Annotated in this window: 22 protein-coding genes; 11 read left to right on the top strand and 11 right to left on the bottom strand. The window is 75.1% G+C overall.

Features of this window, described 5'->3' with window-relative positions; translation table 11 throughout:
• Positions 1-29: 29 nt before the first annotated feature.
• The 5 genes from BTM25_RS22695 to BTM25_RS22675 all read left to right on the top strand — a co-directional run bounded on the left by BTM25_RS22695 (position 30) and on the right by BTM25_RS22675 (position 3,130).
• The gene (locus BTM25_RS22695) at positions 30-932 is read left to right on the top strand and encodes an SPFH domain-containing protein (protein WP_103565013.1); all 903 of its coding nucleotides are present in this window, start codon (positions 30-32) and stop codon (positions 930-932) included.
• Between the two features lie 3 nt (positions 933-935).
• On the top strand, positions 936-1,166 hold the full coding sequence (locus BTM25_RS22690) for a hypothetical protein (RefSeq protein WP_103565012.1): 231 nt from the start codon (positions 936-938) through the stop codon (positions 1,164-1,166).
• A 1-nt stretch (position 1,167) separates the two neighbouring features.
• Positions 1,168-1,782 carry a GOLPH3/VPS74 family protein gene (locus BTM25_RS22685; RefSeq protein WP_103565011.1) on the top strand — a complete coding sequence of 205 codons (615 nt, stop codon included), beginning with the start codon at positions 1,168-1,170 and terminating at the stop codon, positions 1,780-1,782.
• A 95-nt stretch (positions 1,783-1,877) separates the two neighbouring features.
• On the top strand, positions 1,878-2,564 hold the full coding sequence (locus BTM25_RS22680; RefSeq protein WP_103565010.1) for a lysophospholipid acyltransferase family protein: 687 nt from the start codon (positions 1,878-1,880) through the stop codon (positions 2,562-2,564).
• Positions 2,565-2,575: 11 nt separating this feature from the next.
• Positions 2,576-3,130: a 3'-5' exonuclease gene (locus BTM25_RS22675; RefSeq protein WP_103565009.1), complete on the top strand. Its 555-nt coding sequence runs from the start codon at positions 2,576-2,578 to the stop codon at positions 3,128-3,130.
• A gap of 5 nt (positions 3,131-3,135) precedes the next feature.
• On the opposite strand, the gene BTM25_RS22670 is transcribed toward BTM25_RS22675, so the two are convergent.
• Positions 3,136-4,521 carry an MFS transporter gene (locus BTM25_RS22670; RefSeq protein WP_235828576.1) on the bottom strand — a complete coding sequence of 462 codons (1,386 nt, stop codon included), beginning with the start codon at positions 4,519-4,521 and terminating at the stop codon, positions 3,136-3,138.
• A 112-nt stretch (positions 4,522-4,633) separates the two neighbouring features.
• Here BTM25_RS22670 and BTM25_RS22665 point away from each other — a divergent pair, with 112 nt between their 5' ends.
• Positions 4,634-5,215 carry a TetR/AcrR family transcriptional regulator gene (locus BTM25_RS22665; protein WP_103565007.1) on the top strand — a complete coding sequence of 194 codons (582 nt, stop codon included), beginning with the start codon at positions 4,634-4,636 and terminating at the stop codon, positions 5,213-5,215.
• Here BTM25_RS22665 and BTM25_RS22660 read toward each other — a convergent pair.
• Positions 5,199-6,239: a mechanosensitive ion channel family protein gene (locus BTM25_RS22660; RefSeq protein ID WP_168212212.1), complete on the bottom strand. Its 1,041-nt coding sequence runs from the start codon at positions 6,237-6,239 to the stop codon at positions 5,199-5,201. The genes BTM25_RS22665 and BTM25_RS22660 overlap by 17 nt on opposite strands.
• Positions 6,240-6,380: 141 nt before the next feature.
• Between BTM25_RS22660 and BTM25_RS22655 the strand changes: the two genes are divergently transcribed.
• Complete coding sequence (locus BTM25_RS22655) at positions 6,381-8,030, top strand: CocE/NonD family hydrolase (protein WP_103565005.1); 1,650 nt, start codon at positions 6,381-6,383, stop codon at positions 8,028-8,030.
• A gap of 3 nt (positions 8,031-8,033) precedes the next feature.
• Here the strand turns inward: BTM25_RS22655 and BTM25_RS22650 are convergent, their stop codons facing one another.
• From BTM25_RS22650 to BTM25_RS22640, 3 genes are read right to left on the bottom strand one after another with little or no spacing between them, the layout of a single operon-like run.
• On the bottom strand, positions 8,034-8,486 hold the full coding sequence (locus tag BTM25_RS22650) for a peroxiredoxin (protein ID WP_103565004.1): 453 nt from the start codon (positions 8,484-8,486) through the stop codon (positions 8,034-8,036).
• Positions 8,483-9,133 (bottom strand): histone deacetylase, encoded by a 651-nt coding sequence (locus BTM25_RS22645; RefSeq protein WP_103565003.1) that lies wholly within the window; start codon positions 9,131-9,133, stop codon positions 8,483-8,485. The genes BTM25_RS22650 and BTM25_RS22645 overlap by 4 nt, the downstream gene beginning before the upstream one ends.
• Positions 9,130-10,374 carry a serpin family protein gene (locus tag BTM25_RS22640; protein ID WP_103565002.1) on the bottom strand — a complete coding sequence of 415 codons (1,245 nt, stop codon included), beginning with the start codon at positions 10,372-10,374 and terminating at the stop codon, positions 9,130-9,132. Before BTM25_RS22640 ends, BTM25_RS22645 begins: the two co-directional genes overlap by 4 nt.
• Before the next feature lie 154 nt (positions 10,375-10,528).
• Here BTM25_RS22640 and BTM25_RS22635 point away from each other — a divergent pair, with 154 nt between their 5' ends.
• The 4 genes from BTM25_RS22635 (at position 10,529) to BTM25_RS22620 (ending at position 16,683) form a co-directional block, all read left to right on the top strand.
• Positions 10,529-11,764 carry a glycosyltransferase gene (locus BTM25_RS22635; RefSeq protein ID WP_103565001.1) on the top strand — a complete coding sequence of 412 codons (1,236 nt, stop codon included), beginning with the start codon at positions 10,529-10,531 and terminating at the stop codon, positions 11,762-11,764.
• Positions 11,765-11,833: 69 nt separating this feature from the next.
• Complete coding sequence (locus BTM25_RS30820) at positions 11,834-14,716, top strand: helix-turn-helix transcriptional regulator (protein ID WP_103565000.1); 2,883 nt, start codon at positions 11,834-11,836, stop codon at positions 14,714-14,716.
• A 126-nt stretch (positions 14,717-14,842) separates the two neighbouring features.
• Positions 14,843-16,066 (top strand): MFS transporter, encoded by a 1,224-nt coding sequence (locus tag BTM25_RS22625; RefSeq protein ID WP_205648224.1) that lies wholly within the window; start codon positions 14,843-14,845, stop codon positions 16,064-16,066.
• 32 nt (positions 16,067-16,098) lie between these two features.
• Positions 16,099-16,683: a TetR/AcrR family transcriptional regulator gene (locus tag BTM25_RS22620; RefSeq protein WP_103564999.1), complete on the top strand. Its 585-nt coding sequence runs from the start codon at positions 16,099-16,101 to the stop codon at positions 16,681-16,683.
• 15 nt (positions 16,684-16,698) lie between these two features.
• Here BTM25_RS22620 and BTM25_RS22615 read toward each other — a convergent pair whose 3' ends face one another.
• The 6 genes from BTM25_RS22615 to BTM25_RS22590 form a co-directional block, all read right to left on the bottom strand.
• Positions 16,699-17,391, bottom strand: coding sequence for an MBL fold metallo-hydrolase (locus BTM25_RS22615; RefSeq protein WP_103564998.1), 693 nt, complete (start codon positions 17,389-17,391; stop codon positions 16,699-16,701).
• A 119-nt stretch (positions 17,392-17,510) separates the two neighbouring features.
• The gene (locus tag BTM25_RS22610; RefSeq protein WP_103564997.1) at positions 17,511-18,317 is read right to left on the bottom strand and encodes an MOSC domain-containing protein; all 807 of its coding nucleotides are present in this window, start codon (positions 18,315-18,317) and stop codon (positions 17,511-17,513) included.
• 24 nt (positions 18,318-18,341) lie between these two features.
• Positions 18,342-19,175 carry an aldo/keto reductase gene (locus BTM25_RS22605; RefSeq protein ID WP_103564996.1) on the bottom strand — a complete coding sequence of 278 codons (834 nt, stop codon included), beginning with the start codon at positions 19,173-19,175 and terminating at the stop codon, positions 18,342-18,344.
• Between the two features lie 148 nt (positions 19,176-19,323).
• On the bottom strand, positions 19,324-20,055 hold the full coding sequence (locus BTM25_RS22600) for a thioesterase II family protein (protein WP_103564995.1): 732 nt from the start codon (positions 20,053-20,055) through the stop codon (positions 19,324-19,326).
• Positions 20,052-20,696: a GNAT family N-acetyltransferase gene (locus tag BTM25_RS22595; RefSeq protein WP_235828575.1), complete on the bottom strand. Its 645-nt coding sequence runs from the start codon at positions 20,694-20,696 to the stop codon at positions 20,052-20,054. Before BTM25_RS22595 ends, BTM25_RS22600 begins: the two co-directional genes overlap by 4 nt.
• Positions 20,689-20,898, bottom strand: coding sequence for an MbtH family protein (locus BTM25_RS22590; RefSeq protein WP_103564994.1), 210 nt, complete (start codon positions 20,896-20,898; stop codon positions 20,689-20,691). Before BTM25_RS22590 ends, BTM25_RS22595 begins: the two co-directional genes overlap by 8 nt.
• Positions 20,899-20,900 lie beyond the last annotated feature (2 nt).

Below are 20,900 nucleotides of genomic sequence, written 5' to 3'. Positions count from 1 at the left end.
ACGTGGTGATGGCACACCGAGGAGGGGTCATGGAGACGCAGGTCGAGATGCCGGAACCGAAGATCCAGGAACGCCGCGCGCGCAACGCCAACGGCTGGGCGGCGCTGTGGGCCGGGCTGGCGGCCGTCGTCGGCGGGATCGCCCTCGCGGTGGGGCTGACGGCGGCGGGCGGGGCGCTCATCGTCGTCGGGCTCGCCGCGGGAGCCGTGCTGATCGTCGCGGGGCTCGTCGCGCTGGCCGGGCTGACGCCCGTCGCGCCGGGTGAGGCGCGCGTCGTCCTGCTGCTCGGCCGCTACACCGGGACGGTCCGCGACAGCGGCCTGCGCTGGGTCAACCCGGTCGCGGCGCGGCAGCGCGTCTCCACCCGCATCCGCAACCACGAGACCGGGCTCGCCAAGGTCAACGACCTGGACGGCAACCCCATCCAGATCTCCGCCGTCGTCGTCTGGCAGGTCGAGGACACCGCCCGCGCCGTCTTCGAGGTGGACGACTTCGTGGAGTTCGTGGCGTTCCAGACCGAGGCCGCCGTCCGGCACATCGCGGGCAGCTTCCCCTACGACGCCGCCGACCGCACGTCGCTGCGCGAGAACGCCGACGAGATCACCGCGCAACTGTCGGCCGAGCTGTCGCTGCGGGTGGCGTCGGCGGGCGTCCGGATCGTGGAGTCCCGGATCACCCGGCTGGCCTACGCGCCGGAGATCGCGCAGGCGATGCTGCGCCGCCAGCAGGCGGGCGCGGTGGTCGCGGCGCGGCAGCGGATCGTGGAGGGCGCGGTCGGGATGGTGCAGCTCGCGCTGGAACGACTGGACGCCGAGCAGGTCGTGGAGCTGGACGAGGAGCGGCGCGCGGCGATGGTCAGCAACCTGCTCGTGGTGCTGTGCGCCGACCGGGACGCCCAGCCGGTCGTCAACGCCGGCTCGCTCTACCAGTGACCCGTGGCGACCGAACGCAAGAAGATCCTGCTGCGTCTCGATCCGGCGGTGCACGACGCGCTCGCGCGGTGGGCGGGCGACGAGCTGCGGAGCACCAACGCGCAGATCGAGTTCCTGCTGCGGCGCGCGCTCGCCGACGCCGGGCGGATGCCCGGGTCGGCGGGCCGGATCCGGGGCCCCGGGCGCCCGCGCAAGGATGAGACCGACGACGGGGACGACGGGGAGGAGAACTGACATGGTGGAGACGCCGGACGGCCTTCCGTCCCGCATGTACCTGCTGGCCTACGACCTGCGCAAGCAGCGGCTCGTGCACGGCGGCAGGCTCGGCTACATCCTGCGGGCCGCCGCGCTGACCGAGCTGTACCTCGACGGCCGGGTCGTGGAGGAGAAGGGCCGGCCCGTCCCGGGGACGCCGGGCGACGACCCCTACGGCCTGCTCGCGCAGCTCTCGGCGTCGCGGCCCCGGACGTGGCAGCACTGGGTGCGCAAGGACGGCCGCGCGATGATCCGGACCGTCCGGGACGAGCTGGAGCGCGGCGGCTGGATCCGGACGCGCCCGCACCGCGTGCTCGGCGTCTTCCCCGGCACGCGGGTGACCGTCCGCGACCCGCGCGTGGTGAAGACGCTGTGGGGCGGGGCGTCGGCGGCGCTGCGGGGCCGTCCGGCCGCGCACGTGAACAGCTACGACGCGGCGGCGGTGGCGCTGGCGGCGGCCGGTGAACTCGGCACCGTGCTCCCCCGGCGCGACCGGCGGCGGCACCGGCGGCGCATCGCGGAGCTGACGGCCCGGTCGGGCCCGGCGGCGTCGGCCGTCGCGAAGGTGATCGCGCAGCTCCGGGCGGCGGCCTGAGCGGGCGCAAGAGCGCGGCCCGACAAGATCTGCGGGCCGCGCCTTGTCGCGGGCTCGCCCCGCGTCCGCCGCGCCCGGCCGCCTACGCTGCGGCCATGACCGCCGAACGCGTGATCTATCCGCTGATGAAGCACGTCGTCCTCGGGCCCGCGCTGCGGGTCGCGTTCCGGCCGGACGTGCGCGGCGGCGAGCACGTGCCGCGCACCGGCCCGGTGATCCTCGCGGCGAACCACCTGGCGTTCTGCGACTCGTTCGTGCTGCCGCTCGTCGTGCGCCGCCAGGTTTTCTTCCTCGGCAAGCACGAGTACTTCACGCGTCCGGGCCCGGCGGGACGGGCGATGGCCGCGTTCTTCCGGGGCGTCGGCGCGATCGCGGTGGACCGGTCGGGCGGCGCGGCGGCGCAGGCCGCGCTGGACGCGGGCGCCGGGGTGCTGGACGCGGACGGCGTGTTCGCGCTGCACCCCGAGGGAACCCGCTCCCCCGACGGACGCCTGTACCGGGGCCACACGGGCGTGGCGCGGCTGGCGCTGCGGACGGGCGCGCCGGTCGTCCCGGTGGCGCTGGCGGGGACCGACCGGGTGCAGCCGCCGGGGCGGGCCGTCCCGCGCCCCGGCCGGGTCGGGGTCCGGATCGGGGCGCCGCTGGACTTCGCCGGACGCGCCGACGCCCGGGAGGTCACCGACGAGATCATGCGGGCGATCCGGGAGCTGTCGGGCCAGGAGTACGTGGACTCCTACGCGCCCCGGATAATCCGCTCGCGGGAGGACGGCCCGTCCCGCTAGCGTGCGCGGTCATGGACGGCGGGACGCTCAACGTGATCGACATCGAGGCCACCTGCTGGAACGGCCCGGTGCCGAAGGGCATGCACAACGAGGTCATCGAGATCGGGCTGTGCACGGTCGATCTGGACCGGCGCGAGCGGACGGGCAAGCACCGGATCCTCGTCCGTCCCGAACGGTCGCGGGTGAGCGCGTTCTGCACCGGCCTGACCGGCCTCACCGCCGAGGAGGTCGCGACCGGGCTCGCGTTCGCCGACGCGTGCGCGCTGCTGGAGCGCGAGCACGCCGCCGGGACGCGGGTGTGGGCGAGCTGGGGCGACTACGACCGCAAGCAGTTCGAGCGGCAGTGCGCCGAGACGGGCGTCCGGTACCCGTTCGGGTCGCGGCACGTGAACGCCAAGGCCGTCCACGCCGCGAGCCACGGCCTGTCCCGCCGGATGGGGATGGCGGCGGCGCTGGAGCACGGCGGCCTCCCGCTGGAGGGACGCCACCACAGCGGCGTGGACGACGCCTGGAACATCGCGGCGCTGGTCCTGGAGCTGGTGGACCGGGGCGACTGGCCCGCCTGACTGCGCTAGCGGCGGCCGATCGTCACCGCCGCCGCCACGAGCGCCGCGACCTCGAACGCCGCCGCGAGCGCGAAGACTCCGCCGGTGCCGCCGCCCCCGGACTGCACGGTCACCATGACCGCCGCGCCGACCGCCCCGCCCGACCACATCATGGCCTGCGCGATGCCGGACGCGGCGCCCGCCTCCTCCTGCGCGACGGTCCCGAGGACGGTCGCGTTCAGCGGCAGCGTCGCGATCCCGACGCCGAGGCCCATGAGCAGGAAGGGGCCGAGCATCCAGGCCGCGTACCCGCCGTCGCCGGGCAGCGCGGTCAGCCACAGGAACGCGATGGCGAGCAGGGACGCGCCGGCGGCGATGAGCGTCCGGGCGCCGAGGCGCGGCAGCACGCGCGGCACCGTCCGGACGGCGGCGAACTGAACCCCGACGATCGGCAGGAACGCCGCGCCGGTGCGCAGCGGCCCGTAGCCGAGGCCGTCCTGGAGGAACCCGGTCAGGTAGAAGTAGCCGCCGAACATTCCGCCGACCAGCAGGAACATCGTCAGGTAGGCGCCCGTCCGGACGCGGTGGGCGAACATCCGCAGCGGGACGATCGGCTGGGCCGCGCGCCGCTCGCACAGCACGAACGCGCCGAGCGCGGCGACCGCGACGAGGGCGGCGGCGAGGACGCGGCCGTCCCCCCACCCGTCGGTGCCCGCCCGGATGAACACGTAGACGAGCGCGGCCATGCCGACGGTCGAGGTGAGCGCGCCGGGCAGGTCGAAGCGGCCGGGACGGCGCGGCGTCTCGGCCAGCACGCGCGGGGCGAGCAGGACGAGCGCCACGCCGACCGGCACGTTGACGAAGAACACCCAGCGCCACGACGCGGCCTCGGTGAGCACGCCGCCGAGGATCATGCCGAGCGCCGCTCCCCCGCCGCTGACGGCCGAGAAGATGCTGAGCGCCCGCACCCGCGCGGGCCCGGTGAACAGCGCGGCGATGAGCGCCATCGCGCTCGGCGCGCCGAACGCGGCGGCGAGGCCCTGGAGGGCGCGGGCGGCGATGAGCAGCGGTCCGTTCGGCGCGAACCCGCCGAGCAGGGACGCGACGGTGAACAGGGCGACGCCGCCGACGAAGACGCGGCGGCGGCCGAAGATGTCGCCCGCGCGCCCGCCGAGCAGCAGCAGGCCGCCGAAGGCGATCATGTAGGCGTTGAACACCCAGGCGAGGCCGCCGGTGGACAGGCCGACGGCGGACCCGATGTCGGGGAGCGCGATGGTGACGATCGAGGTGTCGATGCCGATCATGAGCTGGCAGCCGACGATCGCGGCGAGCGCGAGTCCGGGATGATGGAGGGGTGCGGGAGCGGCGGACGGGGGCGCGGCGGGAGCCCGCCCGGTAGGAACAGTCGACAACGGTCCTCCATGCGGGAACGAATTAAGGAACGGATGCGTTCACTATGAGGGCAACGTACCACCGGCGGCGACAAAAGGGAACGCAGGCGTTCACTATCGAGGAGGCCCGGCGATGACCGGCGCGACCCGGCGGCGCGGCGCCGACCTGGAGGCCGCCATCTTCGCCGCCGCACTCGACCAGCTCGGCGCGGCGGGCTACCGGCGGCTGACGATGGAGGGCGTCGCGACCGCCGCGCGCACCGGCAAGGCCGCCCTCTACCGGCGCTGGAACTCCAAGGACGAGCTGCTGCGCGACGCCCTGCTCCGCGAACTGCCGCCGCCCGTCGAACCGCCCGCGACCGGGACCGTCCGCGGCGACGTCCGGGCGCTGCTCGTCGCCTTCCGGGACACGATCGCGAGCTGCCACGGCGCGCCCTGGCAGGCCCTCAAGGAGGAGGACGCGGGCGCGGTGCTCATCCGCGAACTCGTCAAGGAGCGGCTCGTCGAGCCGATCCGGCGCTACCTCGGCGAGGCGCTGCGGGCGGGCGTGGAGCGCGGCGAGGTGCGTCCGCGCGCCGCGACCCGGGAGCTGGCCGAACTCGGCCCCGCGATGATCACCTACCGGTACATGACGCGCCGCGAGGTCACGCCGGACGAGACGATCGACTACATCGTGGACGAGATCGTCCTGCGGGCCGTCAGCCCGCCACCGTGACCGCGTCGCCGCTCGCGTCCAGGCGCAGCACCGGGTACGGCGTGCCGATCCCCTCGTCGCGGAACCGGCGGTGCAGCCGCTTGACGAACTCGTGCTTCACGCGGAACTGGTCGCCGAACTCGTCGGTGCGCAGGATGACCGTGAACTTGATGCTGGAGTCGCCGAAGGTGTGGAAGCGGACGAGCACCTCCGCGTCCTTCACACCGCCCTCGACCTCGGCCATCACCGCCGTGCCGACCTCGGTGACGATCTCCTCGACGCGCTCCAGGTCGCTGTCGTAGGGCACCTGGGCCTGCAGCAACAGCGCCATGTCCTGCGCGGGACGGTGGAAGTTGGTGAGGATCGTGTCGGAGAACCGCTGGTTCGGGATCACCTCGACGTTGTCGCTGAGCGTCCGGATCGTCGTGTTGCGCCAGTTGATGTCCACGACGTAGCCCTCCTGGCCGGTGGCCAGGCGGATGTAGTCGCCGGGCTCGATCGTCTTGGACGCGAGCACGTGGACGCCGGCGAAGAGGTTGGCGAGCGTGTCCTGGAGGGCGAGCGCGACGGCCAGGCCGCCGACGCCGAGGGCGCCGAGCAGCGGCGTGATCGACACGCCGAGGCTCTGGAGCATGATCAGGATGCCGATGCCGGTGACCAGCACCCGCGTGATGTTGGCGAAGATCGTCACGTTCGCGGCCGGGCCCTGCCGGGCGTGCGCGACGGACGCGAACGTCCCCGCGATCAGCCGCGCCAGCGCCAGCGACACGACCAGCACGGTCGCCGCAGTGAGGATCTTGTTGGTGAGGCCGAGCGCCCGCGCGGACGGTTCGACGATCTCCGCCGCGATCCGCACTCCGCCGAGCACGGCCAGCGGCAGCGCGAGGTCGCGCAGGAGGCGGGCCAGCAGGTCGTCCCAGGCCCACCGCGTGTCGCCCGCGCGGCGGGTGAGGCGCCCGGCCAGCACGCGCAGCAGGACCGCGAGGGGCAGGGCCGCCAGCACGACCGCCGCCGCGACGATCACTCGGCTCCAGTCCACGGGCATGGGGAGAACACCGTCCTAGCGCGCCGATTTCGTCCGTCTTGGTCTTGATCGTAGTGAAGCCGGGCGGTACCGGGACCGCCATCGTCGCCTGACCGCGGGGCGACGGCTCCCCCGCCGGGCGCCGCGATTACGATCGATGGAATGGCAGGGGTGGGAGTGATGCGCCGGTTGGGGGTCACGGCGCTCGGACTGCGCAACGGCCCCCATCGCGTGGCGGTGAACCGCGATCTGCGCGTGCCGTCCCATGACGGGGTCGTGCTGCTCGCCGACCACTACGCGCCGGTGGACGTGGAGCGTCCGCCGACCGTCCTCGTGCGCTCGCCGTACGGGCGGCGCGGGCCGTTCGGGCTGATGTGCGGGCAGACGTTCGCGTCGCACGGGTTCCAGGCGGTCGTGCAGAGCGTGCGCGGCGGGTTCGGCTCCGGCGGCGAGTTCGAGGCGCTGGACGAGCGCGAGGACGGCCTCGCCACGATCGCGTGGCTGAAGCGGCAGCCGTGGTTCGGCGGGACGTTCGCGATGCACGGCCCGAGCTATCTCGGCTACGTCCAGTGGGCGGTCGCGGCCGACGCCGGACCGGAGCTCCAGGCGCTGTCGATGCAGGTCACCGCGTCGCAGTTCCGCGAGGCGATCAACGTCGGCGGGACGTTCGCGCTGGAGTCCACGCTGATCTGGGTGGACCTGACGGCCCGGATGCGGACGCCGCTGTCCGGCCTGACGACCGGGTTCTTCTCGCCGCGCCGGGCGCGGAAGGCGGCGCTGTCGGGCCGTCCGATCGGCGAGCTGGACGCGCTGACGACCGGCACGTCCCAGAAATTCTTCCAGGACTTGCTCAGCAACGGCCCCGACACCCCGTTCTGGGACAAGCGCGACTTCTCGCCGACCGTGGCGGAGGTCACGGCCCCGGTGAACATGACCGGCGGCTGGTACGACATCTTCCTGCCCTGGCAGCTCAAGGACTACGCGGCGCTGCGCGCGGCGGGCCGCGACCCGTACCTGACGATCGGGCCGTGGTTCCACGCCGACCAGCGGATGATGCGGGCGTCGATCGACGAGGCGCTGACCTGGTTCCGCGCGCATCTGCTGGACGACCCGTCCGGGCTGCGCGACGACCCCGTCCGGCTCTTCGTGACGGGCGTCGACGAATGGCGCGGCTACCCGTCCTGGCCCGTCCCGGGGATGCGCGAGGAGACCTGGTACCTCCAGGCCGACGGCGGCCTCGGCACCGACGCGCCGCCGCCGTCCGAGCCGGACCGGTACCGCTACGACCCGGCGCACCCGACGCCGTTCCTCGGCGGCCCGACGCTGCTCGGCGACAGCCGTCCGGTCACCGACCAGCGCAAGCTGGAGAGCCGCCGGGACGTCCTGACCTTCACCTCCGCAGAGCTGGACGAGGACGCCGAGTTCGTCGGGCCCGTCCTCGCCGACCTGTTCCTGCGGTCCAGCCTGGAGCACACCGACCTCGTCGCGCGCCTGTGCGACGTCGCGCCGGACGGCACGTCGCTCAACCTGTGCGAGGGGATGCGGCGGCTGCTGCCCGGCACGCCCGAGCCGGACGGCGACGGCGTGCGGCGCGTCCGGGTGGAGCTGTGGCCGGTCGGGCACCGGTTCCGGGCGGGGCACCGGATCCGGCTCCAGGTGTGCAGCGGCGCGTACCCGCGCGTCGCGCGCAATCCGGGCACGGGCGAGCCGGTCGGCACGGCGGACCGGTGGCTGACCGCCGACCAGGAGGTCTTCCACGACCCGTGCCGCGCGTCGGCGGTGCTGCTGCCGCGCGTGCGTCCCGCGTCGTAGCGGTCAGGCCAGGGCGCGCAGCGCGGCGAGCGCGCGGTCGGCGTGGACGTTCATCCGGATCTCGCTCTTGACGATCTCCACGACGCGCCGGTCGGTGTCGAGGACGAACGTCTGCCGCTTGGTCGGGGCGAGCGCGAGGCCGCGCTTGACGCCGAACCGGGCGCGGACCTCGCCGGACGGGTCCGACAGCAGCGGATAGCCGAGCCGGTGCTTGTCGTCGAACTCCTTCTGCCGGTTCACCTCGTCGGCGCTGATCCCGACCGGGTGCGCACCGAGTTCGGCCAGCTCGGCGACCAGGTCGCGGAACCGGCAGGCCTCGGCGGTGCAGCCGGGCGTCATCGCGGCCGGGTAGAAGAACAGCACCACCGGCCCGTCTTCGAGCAGGCCGGACAGGGTCCGGGGCGTGCCGTCCTGGTCGGGGAGCGCGAAGTCCTCGACGATGTCGCCGATCTTCATGGTGCCGACGGTACCCCATCCTCGTCCGTCGGCACCGGGACGCTCAGCAGCGCCGCGACGTCGCGGGCCGTCCACGTCCCGGCGGCGCCCGGACGGGTCGCGAGGTAGGCGCCCGCGCGGGCGGCGTCCCAGGCGTGCGCCTCGCGCAGGCCGTGGCCGAGCATCGCCAGGTAGGCGCCGGTGGGCGTCCTGACCTCTGCGCCGTCCAGCGGGTGCGGGGCGGTGAACGTCAGCACCGGGTCGCCCTCGTGCTCGCCGACGAGCAGGACCGTCTCGTAGTGGCCGGGCCCGAGCGTCTGGCGGCCGGTGGCGAGCACCTCGGTGAGGTCCAGGTCGGCGCCCGCCGGACGGTGCATCTCCTGCGCGACGACGTCGCTGAACTGCCCGGGAGTGAGCAGGTAGGCGCGGGCGGCGGCGCGTCCGGGCAGTTCGGGGTCGTAGAACGCGATCCCGCCGCCCCAGGTCGGCGAGGTGTGCGCGAAGTAGATCCCGCCGGGCAGCGTGAGGGCGCGGTCGGCGGCGGCCGGGCGCGGGTCGCGGCACCCGGAGTAGGTGACCGCGCCGCCGGGCGGGCGGCCCCCGGCGATGTAGCAGCCGAAGCGGCGGCGGTAGAGGTTGCTTCCGTAGGCGGCGTACCAGATCTTCATGAGCGTGAAGGGTCGGCGACGCGGGCGAGGAACAGCGGCTCGCCCGTCGCCTGGTCGCGGACGAGCAGGACGTAGGGCCGGTCGAAGGTTACCCGGAGCGCAGGGACGGGCGCGGCGGCGGTGGCCCCGATCCCCGCGCCGGTCGCGGCGGCGGCCTCGGTGCCCTTCTCGTCCACCCGCATCGTCGCGGCGTGCCGGACGAAGGTGATGCCCTCCGCTCGGGGCGACAAACCGGTGAAGTCGGCGCGCGGCCCGAACGCCTCGCCCATCCCGGCGGCGCGCAGCAGCGGGACGGCGTCGATGCGGTCCTTCAGGTCGGTCTTCGGGAGGCCGAGGTCGACGCGGCGCGGGGCGAGCGCGGCGGTGATCCGGTCGAGGCGGGCGGCGTCCAGGCCGGGGCAGCCGCCGGAGCGGCCGTCGGGCAGCAGGGCGGTCATGCTGAGGCGTCCGCCCCGGTAGGGCAGGTCGACGGCCGTCCAGCCGCCCGTCCGGGCGGTGGCGATCTCGCGGTGCGCGCTCATCATCCGGACCTGCGCGGTGCCGCCGGCGGCGGTGGTGAACGGTTCCCCGCTCGTCTCTGCCGCCGTGAACCGATCGGCCCAGTCCGCTTTCAGGTAGACGGCGTCGGTGAGGACCCAGCCGGTGTCGCGGGTGACCGTCCCGGGGCCGAGCAGACCGGTGATGCGGCCCGAGGTGGCCTTGGCCACGGCGTCGTTGATCGCGGCGCGGGCGCCGTCGGGGTCGCCGTGGACGTCGAGGGTCTTCAGCGCGGCGTCGTAGGCGGTCGCGACCCGGTCCAGGTAGCCCGGCGACGGCGGGAGCCGCCGGTCGGCCCAGACCTGGTCGGTGACGCGGAGCGCGACGCCGCTGCGGTTCAGGCCGCGCAGGGCGCGGGTGCGGGCGGCCAGGCCCGGCACGGGGTCGCCGGGCGGAAGGCGCAGCGCCCTCGCCATCGCCGGCGCGGTCGTGCCGCGCGCCCCGAGCGCCGCCATGCCGAGGCCCGCCGCGAGGCTGCTCGGCGACAGGACGAGGTTCGCGTGCGGGTCCTCGCGGCACCAGGCCGTCAGCAGGCCGAGGCCGAACGCCGCGTCCGCCCGCGCGTACGGCTTCGGGTCGACGGCGGGGACGGCCTGGACCCGCCCCTTCCGGACGCGTGGTTCCTGCCCCTGCGCGACGCCGCACGCGGCGAGCGGGAGCAGCGCCGCGCAGGCGGCGGCCAGGGTCGTGCGCGCTCTTCCCATGCGCGTCCGACGGCCCGCGCCGCGTCCCGGTTCCGGAATTTCCTCGCCCCGGATGTTTCAAGGGCGGCCCGCGCGGTTAAAACGGTGGTCGAGCAGGTGTCTAAGACGCAGATACCTCCAGGTTCCGCCCTGTGCTGAATTCCCGGAGGTCTTCATGCGTCGTCACACCGTTGCGCTCGTCACCCTCGCCGACCTCGCCGGCGTCACCACGCCCGCCGTCCGCGTCCGGGAACTGGCCCGTTCTCTCGCCCGCCCCGCCGCCGAGGGCGGCCCCGGCCACCGCGTGACCGTCTACACCCGCCGCCAGGACCCCGCGGCCCGCTCCCGCTCCCGGCTGACGTCCGGCGCCGCGCTGCGGCTGCTGGACGCGGGCCCCGCCGCGCCGCTGGAGGAGAACGCCGAGCTGGACCACGTCGGCGACCTCGCCGACGCCCTGCGCCGCGCCTGGACCGGCGCCGCGCGGCCCGACGTCGTCCACGCCCACGGCTGGATCGCGGGCATGGCCGCCTGCGCCGTCGCCCGCGAGCTGGAGATCCCGTTCGTCCTCAGCTACCACGGGCTGGCCGCCGGGGAGCGCCGCGCCGGACGTCCGGTGCACCCGGCGCGGATGCGGATGGAGGCCACGCTCGGCAAGAGCGCCGCGCTCGTGCTCGCCGCGCACGCCGCCGAGGCCGAGGCGCTGGCGCGGATGGGCGTCCCCCGGACCGCGCTGCGCGTCCTGCCGCTCGGCGTGGACGACGAGCGCTTCACCCCCGAGGGCCCCGCCGCCCCCCGCCGCGGCCGGCCGCGCCTGCTCGTCCTGCCCCGCCGCCTGGACGACGGCGGCGCCGAGGACGCGATCCGCGCGCTCGTCCACCTCCCGGACGCCGAACTGGTCATCGCGGGCGGGCCGGAGGCCGAGGAACTGGGCACCGACCCGGCCGTCCACCACCTGACCCTGCTGGCCAAGGAGCTGCACGTCGCGGACCGCGTCGAGTTCGCCGGCGCGGTCGCGCCCCGCGCGCTGCCCAAGCTGCTGCGCTCGGCGCGGCTGCTGCTCAACCTCTCCCCGACGCTGCCCGTCCCGGAGACGGCGGTCGCGGCGATGGCGTGCGGCGTGCCGGTCGTGACGACGCCCGCGGGTGCGAACGCCGACAGCGTCCTGTCCGGGATCACCGGGCTGCACGTCCCGGCGAGCCGCCCGGCGGCGGTCGGCCGGACGCTGCGGCGGCTGCTGGCCGACGAGACGACCCTGCACGGCTGGTCGATCGCCGCCGTGGACCGGGCGCGCTCGCGCTACGGCTGGGGCCGGATCGCCGCCGAGACCGCCCGCGCCTACGACCGCGTCCTGCCCGAGCCGGAGCCCGAGCCCGAGGCCGAGCCGGAGCTGGTCGAGGCGCTCGCGAGCTGATCTTCCCGCGCCGTGGGGGCGGGGTCGCGCGGAAGCGTGACCTCGCCCCTTTGCGTTGATACTGGTGGTATGACGCTCATCGGGAGGGCCGCGGAGTTCGGCGTGCTGACGTCCGCGCTGGACCGGGCCGCCGACGGCTCGGCCGGGATCGCCCTGGTCGGCGGCGACGCCGGGATCGGCAAGTCCCATCTCGTCGGGGCGCTGGCCCGGCGGGCGCGCGAGCGCGGCGCGACCGTGCTGGTCGGGCAGTGCGCCGAGCTGGGCGAGTCCATGCCGTACCTGCCGCTGGCGGACGCGCTGTGGACGGCCGCCCGCGCCGATCCCCAGGTGCGCGCGGCGGTGGACGACCGTCCGGTCCTGCGCGGCCTGCTGCCCGACGGGGCGGGCGCGCCGGACGCCGCCCGCGACCTCGGCCGCCAGCAGCTCCTCGGCGCCGCGCTCGGCCTGCTCGGCGAGCTGGGCGACGAGCGCGGCCCGGTGCTGCTCGTGCTGGAGGACCTGCACTGGGCGGACCGTTCCACCCGCTACCTGCTGACGTTCCTCAGCCGCGTCCTGGACCGCGAGCGCGTGTGCCTGGTCGGCACCTACCGCACCGACGACCTGCACCGGCGGCACCCGCTGCGCCCGGTCGTCGCCGAGCTGCTGCGGCTGCCGAACGTCACGTCGGTCGAGCTGCGGCCGTTCGGCCCGGACGAGACCGCCGCGTTCCTCGGCTCGCTCGGCGGGGCCGACCCCGAGGCCTCCCGCCGCATCCACGAGCGCTCGGAGGGCAACGCCTTCTACGCGGCCGAGCTGCACGCGGCGGCCCGCGACGGCGACACGCTGCCCGCCGCGCTCGCCGACCTGCTGCTGGCCCGGGTGGAGCGGCTGTCGGACGAGGCGCAGCGCGTCCTGCGCGTCGCGGCCGTGGTCGAGCGGCGGGTGAACGACGAGCTGCTGCGCCGGGTGTCGGGGCTGGACGAGCCGTCGGTCGGCGCGGCGCTGCGCGAGATCGTGTCGCACCACCTGCTCGTCCCCGACGGCGACGGCTACCGGTTCCGGCACGCGCTGCTGCGCGAGGCCGTCGCCGCCGACCTGCTGCCCGGCGAGGCCGCCCGGCTGCACGCGGCGTTCGCGGCGCTGCTGGCGGGTGAGGACCGGCCGCGCGCGAAGGCCGAGCTGGCGCATCACAGCCTCGCGTCCCACGACCTGCCGACGGCGTTCGCGGCGTCGGTCGCGGCGGGCCGGGAGGCGGAGCGGATGGGGGCGCCGGACGAGGCCCACGACCACTACGACCGGGCTCTGTCGCTGTGGGACGCGGTGCCCGACCCGGTCCCGGCGGCGGGGATGGAGCGACCGGAACTGGAGCTGGCGGCCGTCCGGGCGTCGGCGCGGGCGGGCGACGTCCGCCGGTCGGTGACACGGCTGCGGCGGCTGCTGGCGCGGCTGGACCCGGCCGACCGGCGGCTCGTCGCGGTCGTCCGGACGCGGCTGGCCTACCATCTCGACGACCTGGACCAGCATGAGGAGTCGCTGCGCGAGGTGCGCGCCGCGCTGGACCTGCTGCCGCCGGACCCGCCGACGTCCGAGCGCGCCAAGGCCCTCACCACCTACCTGCGGACCCTGCTCGGGGACGACGACCAGGAGGACCTCACCGCGCTGGCGGAGGAGACGATCGCGGCGGCGCGGGCGACCGGGACGGCCGACGCCGAGGCGGGCGCGCTCGTCTCGCTCGCCCTGTACCGCGAGCCGCGCGACCCCGGCGCCGACGTCGAGCCGCTGTTCCACCGCGCCCGCGACCTCGCCGTCGGGGCGGACGACTTCCAGGTGGCGCTGCGGGCCGCGTTCCACCGGGCGCGGGCGCGGTTCGACCGGGGCGACCTGGCGGGCGCCGCCGCGTCCGCCGACGAGGACCTGCGGTTCGCCGGGGAGCACGGCCTGGACTGGAGCATTTACGGGGTCACGCTGCGGTGCCTGCGGTTCCTCGTCCACTACACCTCGGGCGACTGGACGTCGGCCGCCCGGACGGCGGACGGGTTCGGCATCCGGTTCACGCGGCCGTTCGAGGCGCAGGTGTCGGCGTACGCGCTGTTCCTGGACGTCGCGCGGGGCACGCCCGCCGTCGCCGAGCGGCTGGCCCGGCTGGAGCCGATCTGGGAGCACGACTGGCTCATCGCCTACATCTCGCGCGGGCTGGCCGCCGAGCACGCCCTGTGGAACGGCGATCCGGAGGGCGCGCTCGCGCACGTCCGCGTCCTGCTGGACGGCGGCCACCCGCGCGACCCGGCGATGATCCGGATCGCGGCGACGGGCCTGTGGGCGCAGGCGGAGCTGGCGTCGGCGGCGCGGGCGTCCGGCGACACGGCCGCCGCCGCTGCGGCGGTCGAGGCGGCGGACGCGCTGCTCGCCCGCGCCCGGACGGCCGCGACGACCACGCTCGACGGGTCCGCGCGGGCCTGGCTGGGCGTGGAGGGCGACGCGTTCCTCGCCCGCGCGGAGGCCGAGCACGCCCGCGCCGCCGGGAACGACGACCCGGACCTGTGGCGGGCGTCGGCGGAGGCCTTCGGCTACGGGCCGGACGGGTTCGTCTACGAGGTGGCGCGGTCGCGGTGGCGGCTGGCGGGCGCGCTCGCGGCGCGCGGGGAGCGGGACGCGGCGGGCGTCGCCCGGACGGACGCGCTCGCGCTCGCCGAACGCCTCGGCGCGGCCCCGCTCGTCGCCGCGCTGCACGACCTCGGGACGCGGGCCCGGCTCGCCGCGCCCGCCGACGAGCCCGACGGGCTGGGCGGGCTGACGGCGCGGGAGCGCGAGGTGCTGAAGCTCGTCGCGGACGGCCTCGGGAACCGGGAGATCGCGGCGGCGCTGTTCATCTCGCCGAAGACCGCGAGCGTCCACGTGTCCAACATCCTGGCGAAACTCGGGGCGTCGAGCCGGACGCAGGCCGCCGCGCTGGCGCACCGGGCGGGGCTGTGACGGTCCTTACACCGGGTCCTGCGGAACATTCCGGGCATTGACGGCATTAGACCTGTCTGTCTATATTCGCCGGACCGCCTATAGACAGACAGGTCTACTCACTCGCTCCCGAGCAGAGGATCGTCCGTGGAAACAACCGTCCAGTCCCCCGCCGCCCCGGCACGGCACACGCGTTCGCGGCCCGGGCTCGCCCTCGCGCTCCTCGCGTCGATCATCGTGTCGCTGCTGGCGTCCTCCAGCGCGCCGACGCCGCTCTACGCCACCTACCAGGCCCGCTGGGGCTTCTCCCCCATCACGACCACCGTCGTGTTCGGCGCCTACGCGGTCGCCGTGCTGGTCGCGCTGCTGATCTTCGGACGCGTCTCCGACCACGTCGGGCGGCGGCCGGTGCTGTTCGCGGCCCTCGCCGTCCAGGCCGTGACCATGGTCGTCTTCGCCTACGCGGGGGACGTCGGCGTGCTGATCGGCGCCCGGATCGTCCAGGGCCTCGCCACCGGCGCCGCCGTCGGCGCGATCGGGGCCGCGATGCTGGACGTCGACCGGACGCGCGGCACCGTCGTCAACTCGGTCGCGCCCGGGTTCGGGACGGCCGCCGGGGCGCTGGCGTCCGCGCTCGTCGTGCGGTTCCTGCCCGCGCCGACCCACCTGATCTACCTCATGCTGATGGCGGTGTTCCTGCTCCAGATCGCCGGCGTGGCGGCGCTGCGCGAGACCGTCACGGCCAAGCCCGGCGCGTTCGCCGCGATGGTGCCCGAGGTCCGGATCCCGCGCCGGGTGCGGCGGCCGATGGCGATCGCGGCGCCGGTCATGTTCGCGGTGTGGGCGCTCGCCGGGTTCTACGGGTCGCTCAGCCCCGCGCTGACGGCGGGGCTCGTCCACTCGCGGTCGGCGCTGTACGGCGGGCTCGGGCTGTTCACGCTCGCCGGGGTCGCGGCGGTGTCGGTCCTGCTCATGCGGGACCTGCGCGTGCGCCCCGTCATGTACATCGGGACCGGCGCGCTCATCGCCGGGGTCATCGGCACGCTCCTCGCCGTCGACGCCGGGTCGACGGCCGGGTTCTTCGCCGGCACGGCCGTCGCCGGGCTCGGCTTCGGGTCCGGCTTCCAGGGCGGCATCCGGATGGTCGCGCCGCTCGCCGAGCCGCACGAGCGCGCGGGGGTGCTGTCGGCGGCGTACGTCGTCTGCTACCTGGGGATGGGCGTCCCGGCCGTGATCGCGGGAGTGCTCGTCGTGCACGGCGGCGGGCTGCTCGTGACGGCGCGCGAGTACGGGGCCGCCGTGGTCCTGCTCGCGGCGGTCGCGCTCGTGGGCCTGCTGCTGGACCGTCCGAAGGCCCAGGCTCCCGCATAATGGTGCGACCCGCCGGAGAAGGGATGAGGGAGATGACGCGCACGTCCGCTCCCCGGAGGTCCGCGCGCGAGCGCCTGCTGACCGCCGCGAACGAGCTGTTCTACCGCGAGGGCGTCCACACGGTCGGCATCGACCGGATCATCGAGCACGCCGGGGTCGCGAAGGCGTCGCTCTACAACACCTTCGGCAGCAAGGACGAGCTGGTCCGCGCGTACCTGGAGTTCCGGCACGACCGCGTCCGGCGGCGCGTCGAGCGGCACCTCGCCGGCAGCGCGACGCCGCGCGACCGCCTGCTCGCCGTCTTCGACGCGCAGGCCGAGGGGTTCGCCCATCCGGACTACAACGGCTGCCCGTTCATCAGCGCGTGCGCCGAGTCCCCGGAGGGCAGCTCCGCCGAGCGCGCCGCCCGGCACTACCGCACCTGGCTGCGGGACCTGTTCACCGGGTTCGCGGCCGAGGCCGGGGTGGCGGACCCGTCCGCCCTGGCCCGTCAGCTGCACCTCCTCTACGACGGCGCGTCGGTGGCGGCGGGCCTGGACGGCGACCCGACCGCCGCCGCCGCGGCCCGCACCGCCGCCGTCACCTTCATCGACACCGCCCCACGCGCCGGCGACTGAGCCCGCCCGGACGGCCTAGGCGAGCCCGTCGGCGGTCGCGCGAAGGCGGCCGCCGGCGTCGGTGACCGGATCGCCGTGGCCGAAGCAGGCGAGGCGCGTGTCCAGCGCGGCGAGGCGGCGGAACGACTCCGCCGCGACCCCGGCGTCCAGGTTGAAGACGCCGAGGATGACGTCGCCGTTGAAGTGAGCCGCGATGTCCCCGGTGAACAGCACCTCCTCGGCCGGAAGGTACAGCGCGACGCTGCCGTCGGTGTGGCCGGGCGTCGCGACGACCCGCGCCCCCTCGGCCCCGAAGGCGAGGACGTCCCCGTCCCGCACCGCGACGTCCACGGCCACGGGCGGCGCAGGTTCGAGGCCCGCCGCCACTTGCGCGTGCAGTTCCCGCTCGAACTCGGTGAAGTTCGGCTCCGGCCCCTCGGCCGCGCCCGCGATGACCGGCGCGTCCGCCGCGCCCGCGACGACGGGCGCACCCCACGACGCGACCTCGGCCGCCGACCCGGCGTGGTCGTCATGGAAGTGCGTGAGCACGACCCGATCGAGCGCCGCCCGCGTCAGCCCGATCTCCCCGAGCGCCGCCTCGATCAGCGGCCCCGACCCCGGCTCGCCCGTGTCGATCAGCGTCGCCCGCTCACCCTCACGCCACACATACGCCTGGTACCGCCCGAGATCGAGCCGGTACACGTTCGGCGCCAGTTCGATAGCCCGCATGCCCCAAAGCCCCCCCTTCACGCCGCCGCCCAGCGCGGCCCGCACCTCCAACCTGCCTCGCCGCACCCCCCGAACCACCCCACATCCGCCCAGAGCAGAAGTCCCACCACCTCCGACCGTCAGAGAACGGTCACGGTGTCGCCCGGGGAGACGTGGCCGGGACGGGTCACCGTCGCGTATACGCCCGCGCATGCGTGCAGGCCCATGCCGGGGAGGGGTTCCAGGCGGTTGTCGCGGGCCGGGACGCGTAGTGCCTCGCGGGAGCGCGAGAGTACGCCGTGTTCCAGGGTCGGGACGGCGCAGCGCGGGGTCGGGGCGATGATCCGCAGGACGGTGTCGCCGACGGACACGTCGCGGCCGACCCAGGCGTTCTCGGTGTAGCCGATGCCGGGGGTGCGGACGATCAGATTGGGGCGGTAGCGGATGGCGCAGACCGCGTCCCCGGTCGCCGCCCCGATCGCGTCCAGCGTGGACGTCGTGATCAGGTGGACGGGCGCGAAGTCGTGGAAGGAGCCCGGCGGCAGCGGCGTCTCCTCGACGGGGACGTCGGCGGTCTCACCCTGCGTCAGGACCTCGTCGGGGACGGCGCGGTCCAGGGACGCGGCGGCGGGCGGCGTCGCGGTCAGGCGGACGGCGCGGCCCAGCCGTTCGGACAGGAGCGCGTCCGCGTCCGGGTCCGCGCTGCAGAGCGACCGGCCGTCGGCGAAGGTGAGCCGGACGCCGTCGCCGGCCGTCGCGACGTCCACGCCGAGCAGGCCGCGCCACAGCCGCGGGTTCTTCGCGGACGCGACGCGGCCCGAGGCGACGTCCACGAGCGCGAACGCCCGGTCACCGGAGAGGCCGGACGACCCGACCGGCACCGCTTCGACGTCCTCGCCCAGCATCGACTTCACCGGATAGCGCCGTACGGCGACCACGGAACCCATTCCGCCATCGTGCCGGAAAGTTGATCATCCGGTGTGGTCGAACGTGTCCGGATCCGGCCCGGTGCGCTCGTCGCGGTTCAGGGCGGAGATCGCCGCCATGTCGGCCGGGGTCAGCTCGAACCCGAACACGTCGAAGTTCTCCGTCACCCGCGCGGGCGTCGTGGACTTGGGGAACACGATGTCGCCGCGCTGGAGGTGCCAGCGCAGGACGACCTGCGCGGGCGTGCGGCCGAGGCGGGCGGCGATCTCGGTGATGGCCGGGTCGGAGAGCACCTTGCCCTGCGCGATCGGCGACCACGCCTCGGTCGCGATGCCGTGCTCGCGGTCGTAGGCGCGGACGGTGTCCTGCGTCAGGTACGGGTGCGCCTCGATCTGGTTGACCGCCGGGACGGTCTCGGACGTCTCCATGACGCGCCGCAGATGGGGCGGCTGGAAGTTGGACACGCCGATCGCGCGGCACCGCCCGGACGCGTAGATCTCCTCCATCGCGTGCCAGGTCTCCACGAAGTCGCCGACGCCGGGCAGTGGCCAGTGGACGAGGAACAGGTCGAGCTGCTCGAATCCCAGCTCGTCCATCGTCTGGTCGAACGCGGCGAGGGCGTCGTCGCGGGCGTGCGCGCCGTTGTTCAGCTTGCTGGTCACGAAGATCTCCGACCGGTCCAGGCCGGACGCCGCGACCGCCTCCCCGACCGCCCGTTCGTTGCCGTACATCTCGGCCGTGTCGATGTGGCGGTAGCCCGCCTCGAAGGCGGCGAGGACGGCGTCGCGCGTGGCGTCCGGGTCGATCTGGAACGTCCCGAAGCCGAGCTGCGGGATCGTGACGCCGTTGTTCAGAGTGATGTCCGGTACGTCGGTCATAGCGAAAAGCACCTCGCGCTGACGATGGGGTCTCCCGAAGGGGCTGCACACCGTCCCCTAACCGCGACCCCACCGCCCAAACAGCGGTCAGGGCCTGCGCAGGAAACCCCTGTATCCGTAAAGACTCCGCGATGTCCGGGCCGTCGGGTCACGGGTCGATGTGGAGGCCCCGGTGGATCTCGGCGAGCACGGCGGACTGCTGCGGGACGAGGTAGAAGTGGTCGCCGGGCAGGACCCGCAGCGCGAACGGCGCCGGGGTCAGCTCGCCCCAGCGGGCGGCGGAGCGCTCGTCCACGCGGTGGTCGGCGTCGCCGATGATCGCGGTGACGGGCGCGGTCAGCGCGGGCTCGGGCGCGTACCGGTACTCCTCGACGAGCCGGAAGTCGTTGCGGACGTACGGCAGGACGAGTTCGCGCATCTCCGGGTCCCGCAGGATCTCGGCGTCCGTCCCGCCGAGCCGGGTCATGGCGGTGATGAGCCCGTCGTCGTCCAGGCCGGAGATGCTCTCGTCGTCGCGGTCGTGCGGCGGGCGCGTGCCCGAGACGAACAGGTGCGCGACGGGCGTCCCGCGCTCCTGCAGCAGCCGCGCCACCTCGAACGCGACGAGCGCGCCCATGCTGTGCCCGAACAGCGCGGCCGGACGGTCCAGCAGCGGCGCCATGGCGCCCGCGACGAGCCGCGCGAGGCGTCCGGCGTCGGGGACGAGCGGGTCCCGCAGGCGGTCGGCGCGGCCCGGGTACTGGACGGCGTGGACCTCGACGGCCGGGCTGATCTCCTTCGGCCAGGACCGGAACGCGACGGCCGAGCCGCCCGCGTGCGGGAGGCAGAACAGCCGGACGGCGGCGAACGGGCGGGGTTCGGTGCAGCGGAACCACGTCACGGGATGAGCTCCTGTTCGGAACGGTCCGCCGGGACGCGGGCCGCGCGCGGGTCGTGCGGCAGCGGCCAGGGCGCGTACCGGGGGTCGGGGACGGTCTTGGCGAACGTCGTCTCGCCCGCGACGCGGAAGCCGCGCCGGCGGTAGTTGGCGAGCGCGTTCGGGTGGTCGAGCGTGCTCGTGCGCAGCCACACGCGGGCGGCCGGGCCGGTGTGCTCGGCCCAGGTCCGGCCGCGCTCCCAGGCGCGGCGGACGCACTCGGTCACCAGGTGGCCGCCGTTGCCGGCGCCGACGAACTCGGGCGTGAGCCCGACGAGGTGGATCTCGGTGTCCCCGCCGGGCTGCGCCTCGATCTCGAAGAACCCGGCGAGCGTCCCGTCGGCGAGGGCGAGCCACACGCCGAGTTCGGGACGGTCGACCCAGGCGCGCCAGTCGTCGTGCGTCCAGCCGAACCGGTCGGTCCAGCAGACGCGGGCGCCGACGACCGCGTAGAGGGCGCGGCTGACGTCGGCGGACGGCCGCCGCGCCCGGCTGAGCGCGATCGGGGTCCCCGGCGGCGGCGCGGGCCGCAGGTCGCCGGGGCCGAGCATCTCCAGCGCCCACTCGGTGACGCCGGGGATCACCACGGGGGCGGGATCAGGCACCCATCGCCTCGGCGAGGCTCTTCGGACGCATGTCGGTCCAGTTCTCCTCGACGTAGGCCAGGCACGCGTCGCGGGTGTCCTCGGACTTGGCGACGGTCCACCCGGCGGGGACCTCGGCGAAGGACGGCCACAGCGAGTGCTGGCCCTCGTCGTTGACGAGCACCAGGTACGTGCCCTCGGGGTCCTCGAACGGGTTCGTCATCG

The organism is Actinomadura rubteroloni (genome assembly GCF_002911665.1).
Lineage (GTDB): Bacteria > Actinomycetota > Actinomycetes > Streptosporangiales > Streptosporangiaceae > Spirillospora > Spirillospora rubteroloni.
The sequence above is the reverse complement of the archived record's forward strand: the minus strand, read 5'-3'. Positions and strand labels throughout refer to the sequence as shown.

Bases quoted from the DNA above. Each gene is read 5' to 3' on its own strand.
- BTM25_RS22695 (WP_103565013.1), top strand. From the start codon at position 30: ATGGAGACGCAGGTCGAGATGCCGGAACCGAAGATCCAGGAACGCCGC.
- BTM25_RS22685 (WP_103565011.1), top strand. From the start codon at position 1,168: ATGGTGGAGACGCCGGACGGCCTTCCGTCCCGCATGTACCTGCTGGCC.
- BTM25_RS22680 (WP_103565010.1), top strand. From the start codon at position 1,878: ATGACCGCCGAACGCGTGATCTATCCGCTGATGAAGCACGTCGTCCTC.
- BTM25_RS22675 (WP_103565009.1), top strand. From the start codon at position 2,576: ATGGACGGCGGGACGCTCAACGTGATCGACATCGAGGCCACCTGCTGG.
- BTM25_RS22665 (WP_103565007.1), top strand. From the start codon at position 4,634: ATGACCGGCGCGACCCGGCGGCGCGGCGCCGACCTGGAGGCCGCCATC.
- BTM25_RS22660 (WP_168212212.1), bottom strand. From the start codon at position 6,239: ATGCCCGTGGACTGGAGCCGAGTGATCGTCGCGGCGGCGGTCGTGCTG.
- BTM25_RS22655 (WP_103565005.1), top strand. From the start codon at position 6,381: ATGGCAGGGGTGGGAGTGATGCGCCGGTTGGGGGTCACGGCGCTCGGA.
- BTM25_RS22650 (WP_103565004.1), bottom strand. From the start codon at position 8,486: ATGAAGATCGGCGACATCGTCGAGGACTTCGCGCTCCCCGACCAGGAC.
- BTM25_RS22645 (WP_103565003.1), bottom strand. From the start codon at position 9,133: ATGAAGATCTGGTACGCCGCCTACGGAAGCAACCTCTACCGCCGCCGC.
- BTM25_RS22640 (WP_103565002.1), bottom strand. From the start codon at position 10,374: ATGGGAAGAGCGCGCACGACCCTGGCCGCCGCCTGCGCGGCGCTGCTC.
- BTM25_RS22635 (WP_103565001.1), top strand. From the start codon at position 10,529: ATGCGTCGTCACACCGTTGCGCTCGTCACCCTCGCCGACCTCGCCGGC.
- BTM25_RS30820 (WP_103565000.1), top strand. From the start codon at position 11,834: ATGACGCTCATCGGGAGGGCCGCGGAGTTCGGCGTGCTGACGTCCGCG.
- BTM25_RS22620 (WP_103564999.1), top strand. From the start codon at position 16,099: ATGACGCGCACGTCCGCTCCCCGGAGGTCCGCGCGCGAGCGCCTGCTG.
- BTM25_RS22615 (WP_103564998.1), bottom strand. From the start codon at position 17,391: ATGCGGGCTATCGAACTGGCGCCGAACGTGTACCGGCTCGATCTCGGG.
- BTM25_RS22610 (WP_103564997.1), bottom strand. From the start codon at position 18,317: ATGGGTTCCGTGGTCGCCGTACGGCGCTATCCGGTGAAGTCGATGCTG.
- BTM25_RS22605 (WP_103564996.1), bottom strand. From the start codon at position 19,175: ATGACCGACGTACCGGACATCACTCTGAACAACGGCGTCACGATCCCG.
- BTM25_RS22590 (WP_103564994.1), bottom strand. From the start codon at position 20,898: ATGACGAACCCGTTCGAGGACCCCGAGGGCACGTACCTGGTGCTCGTC.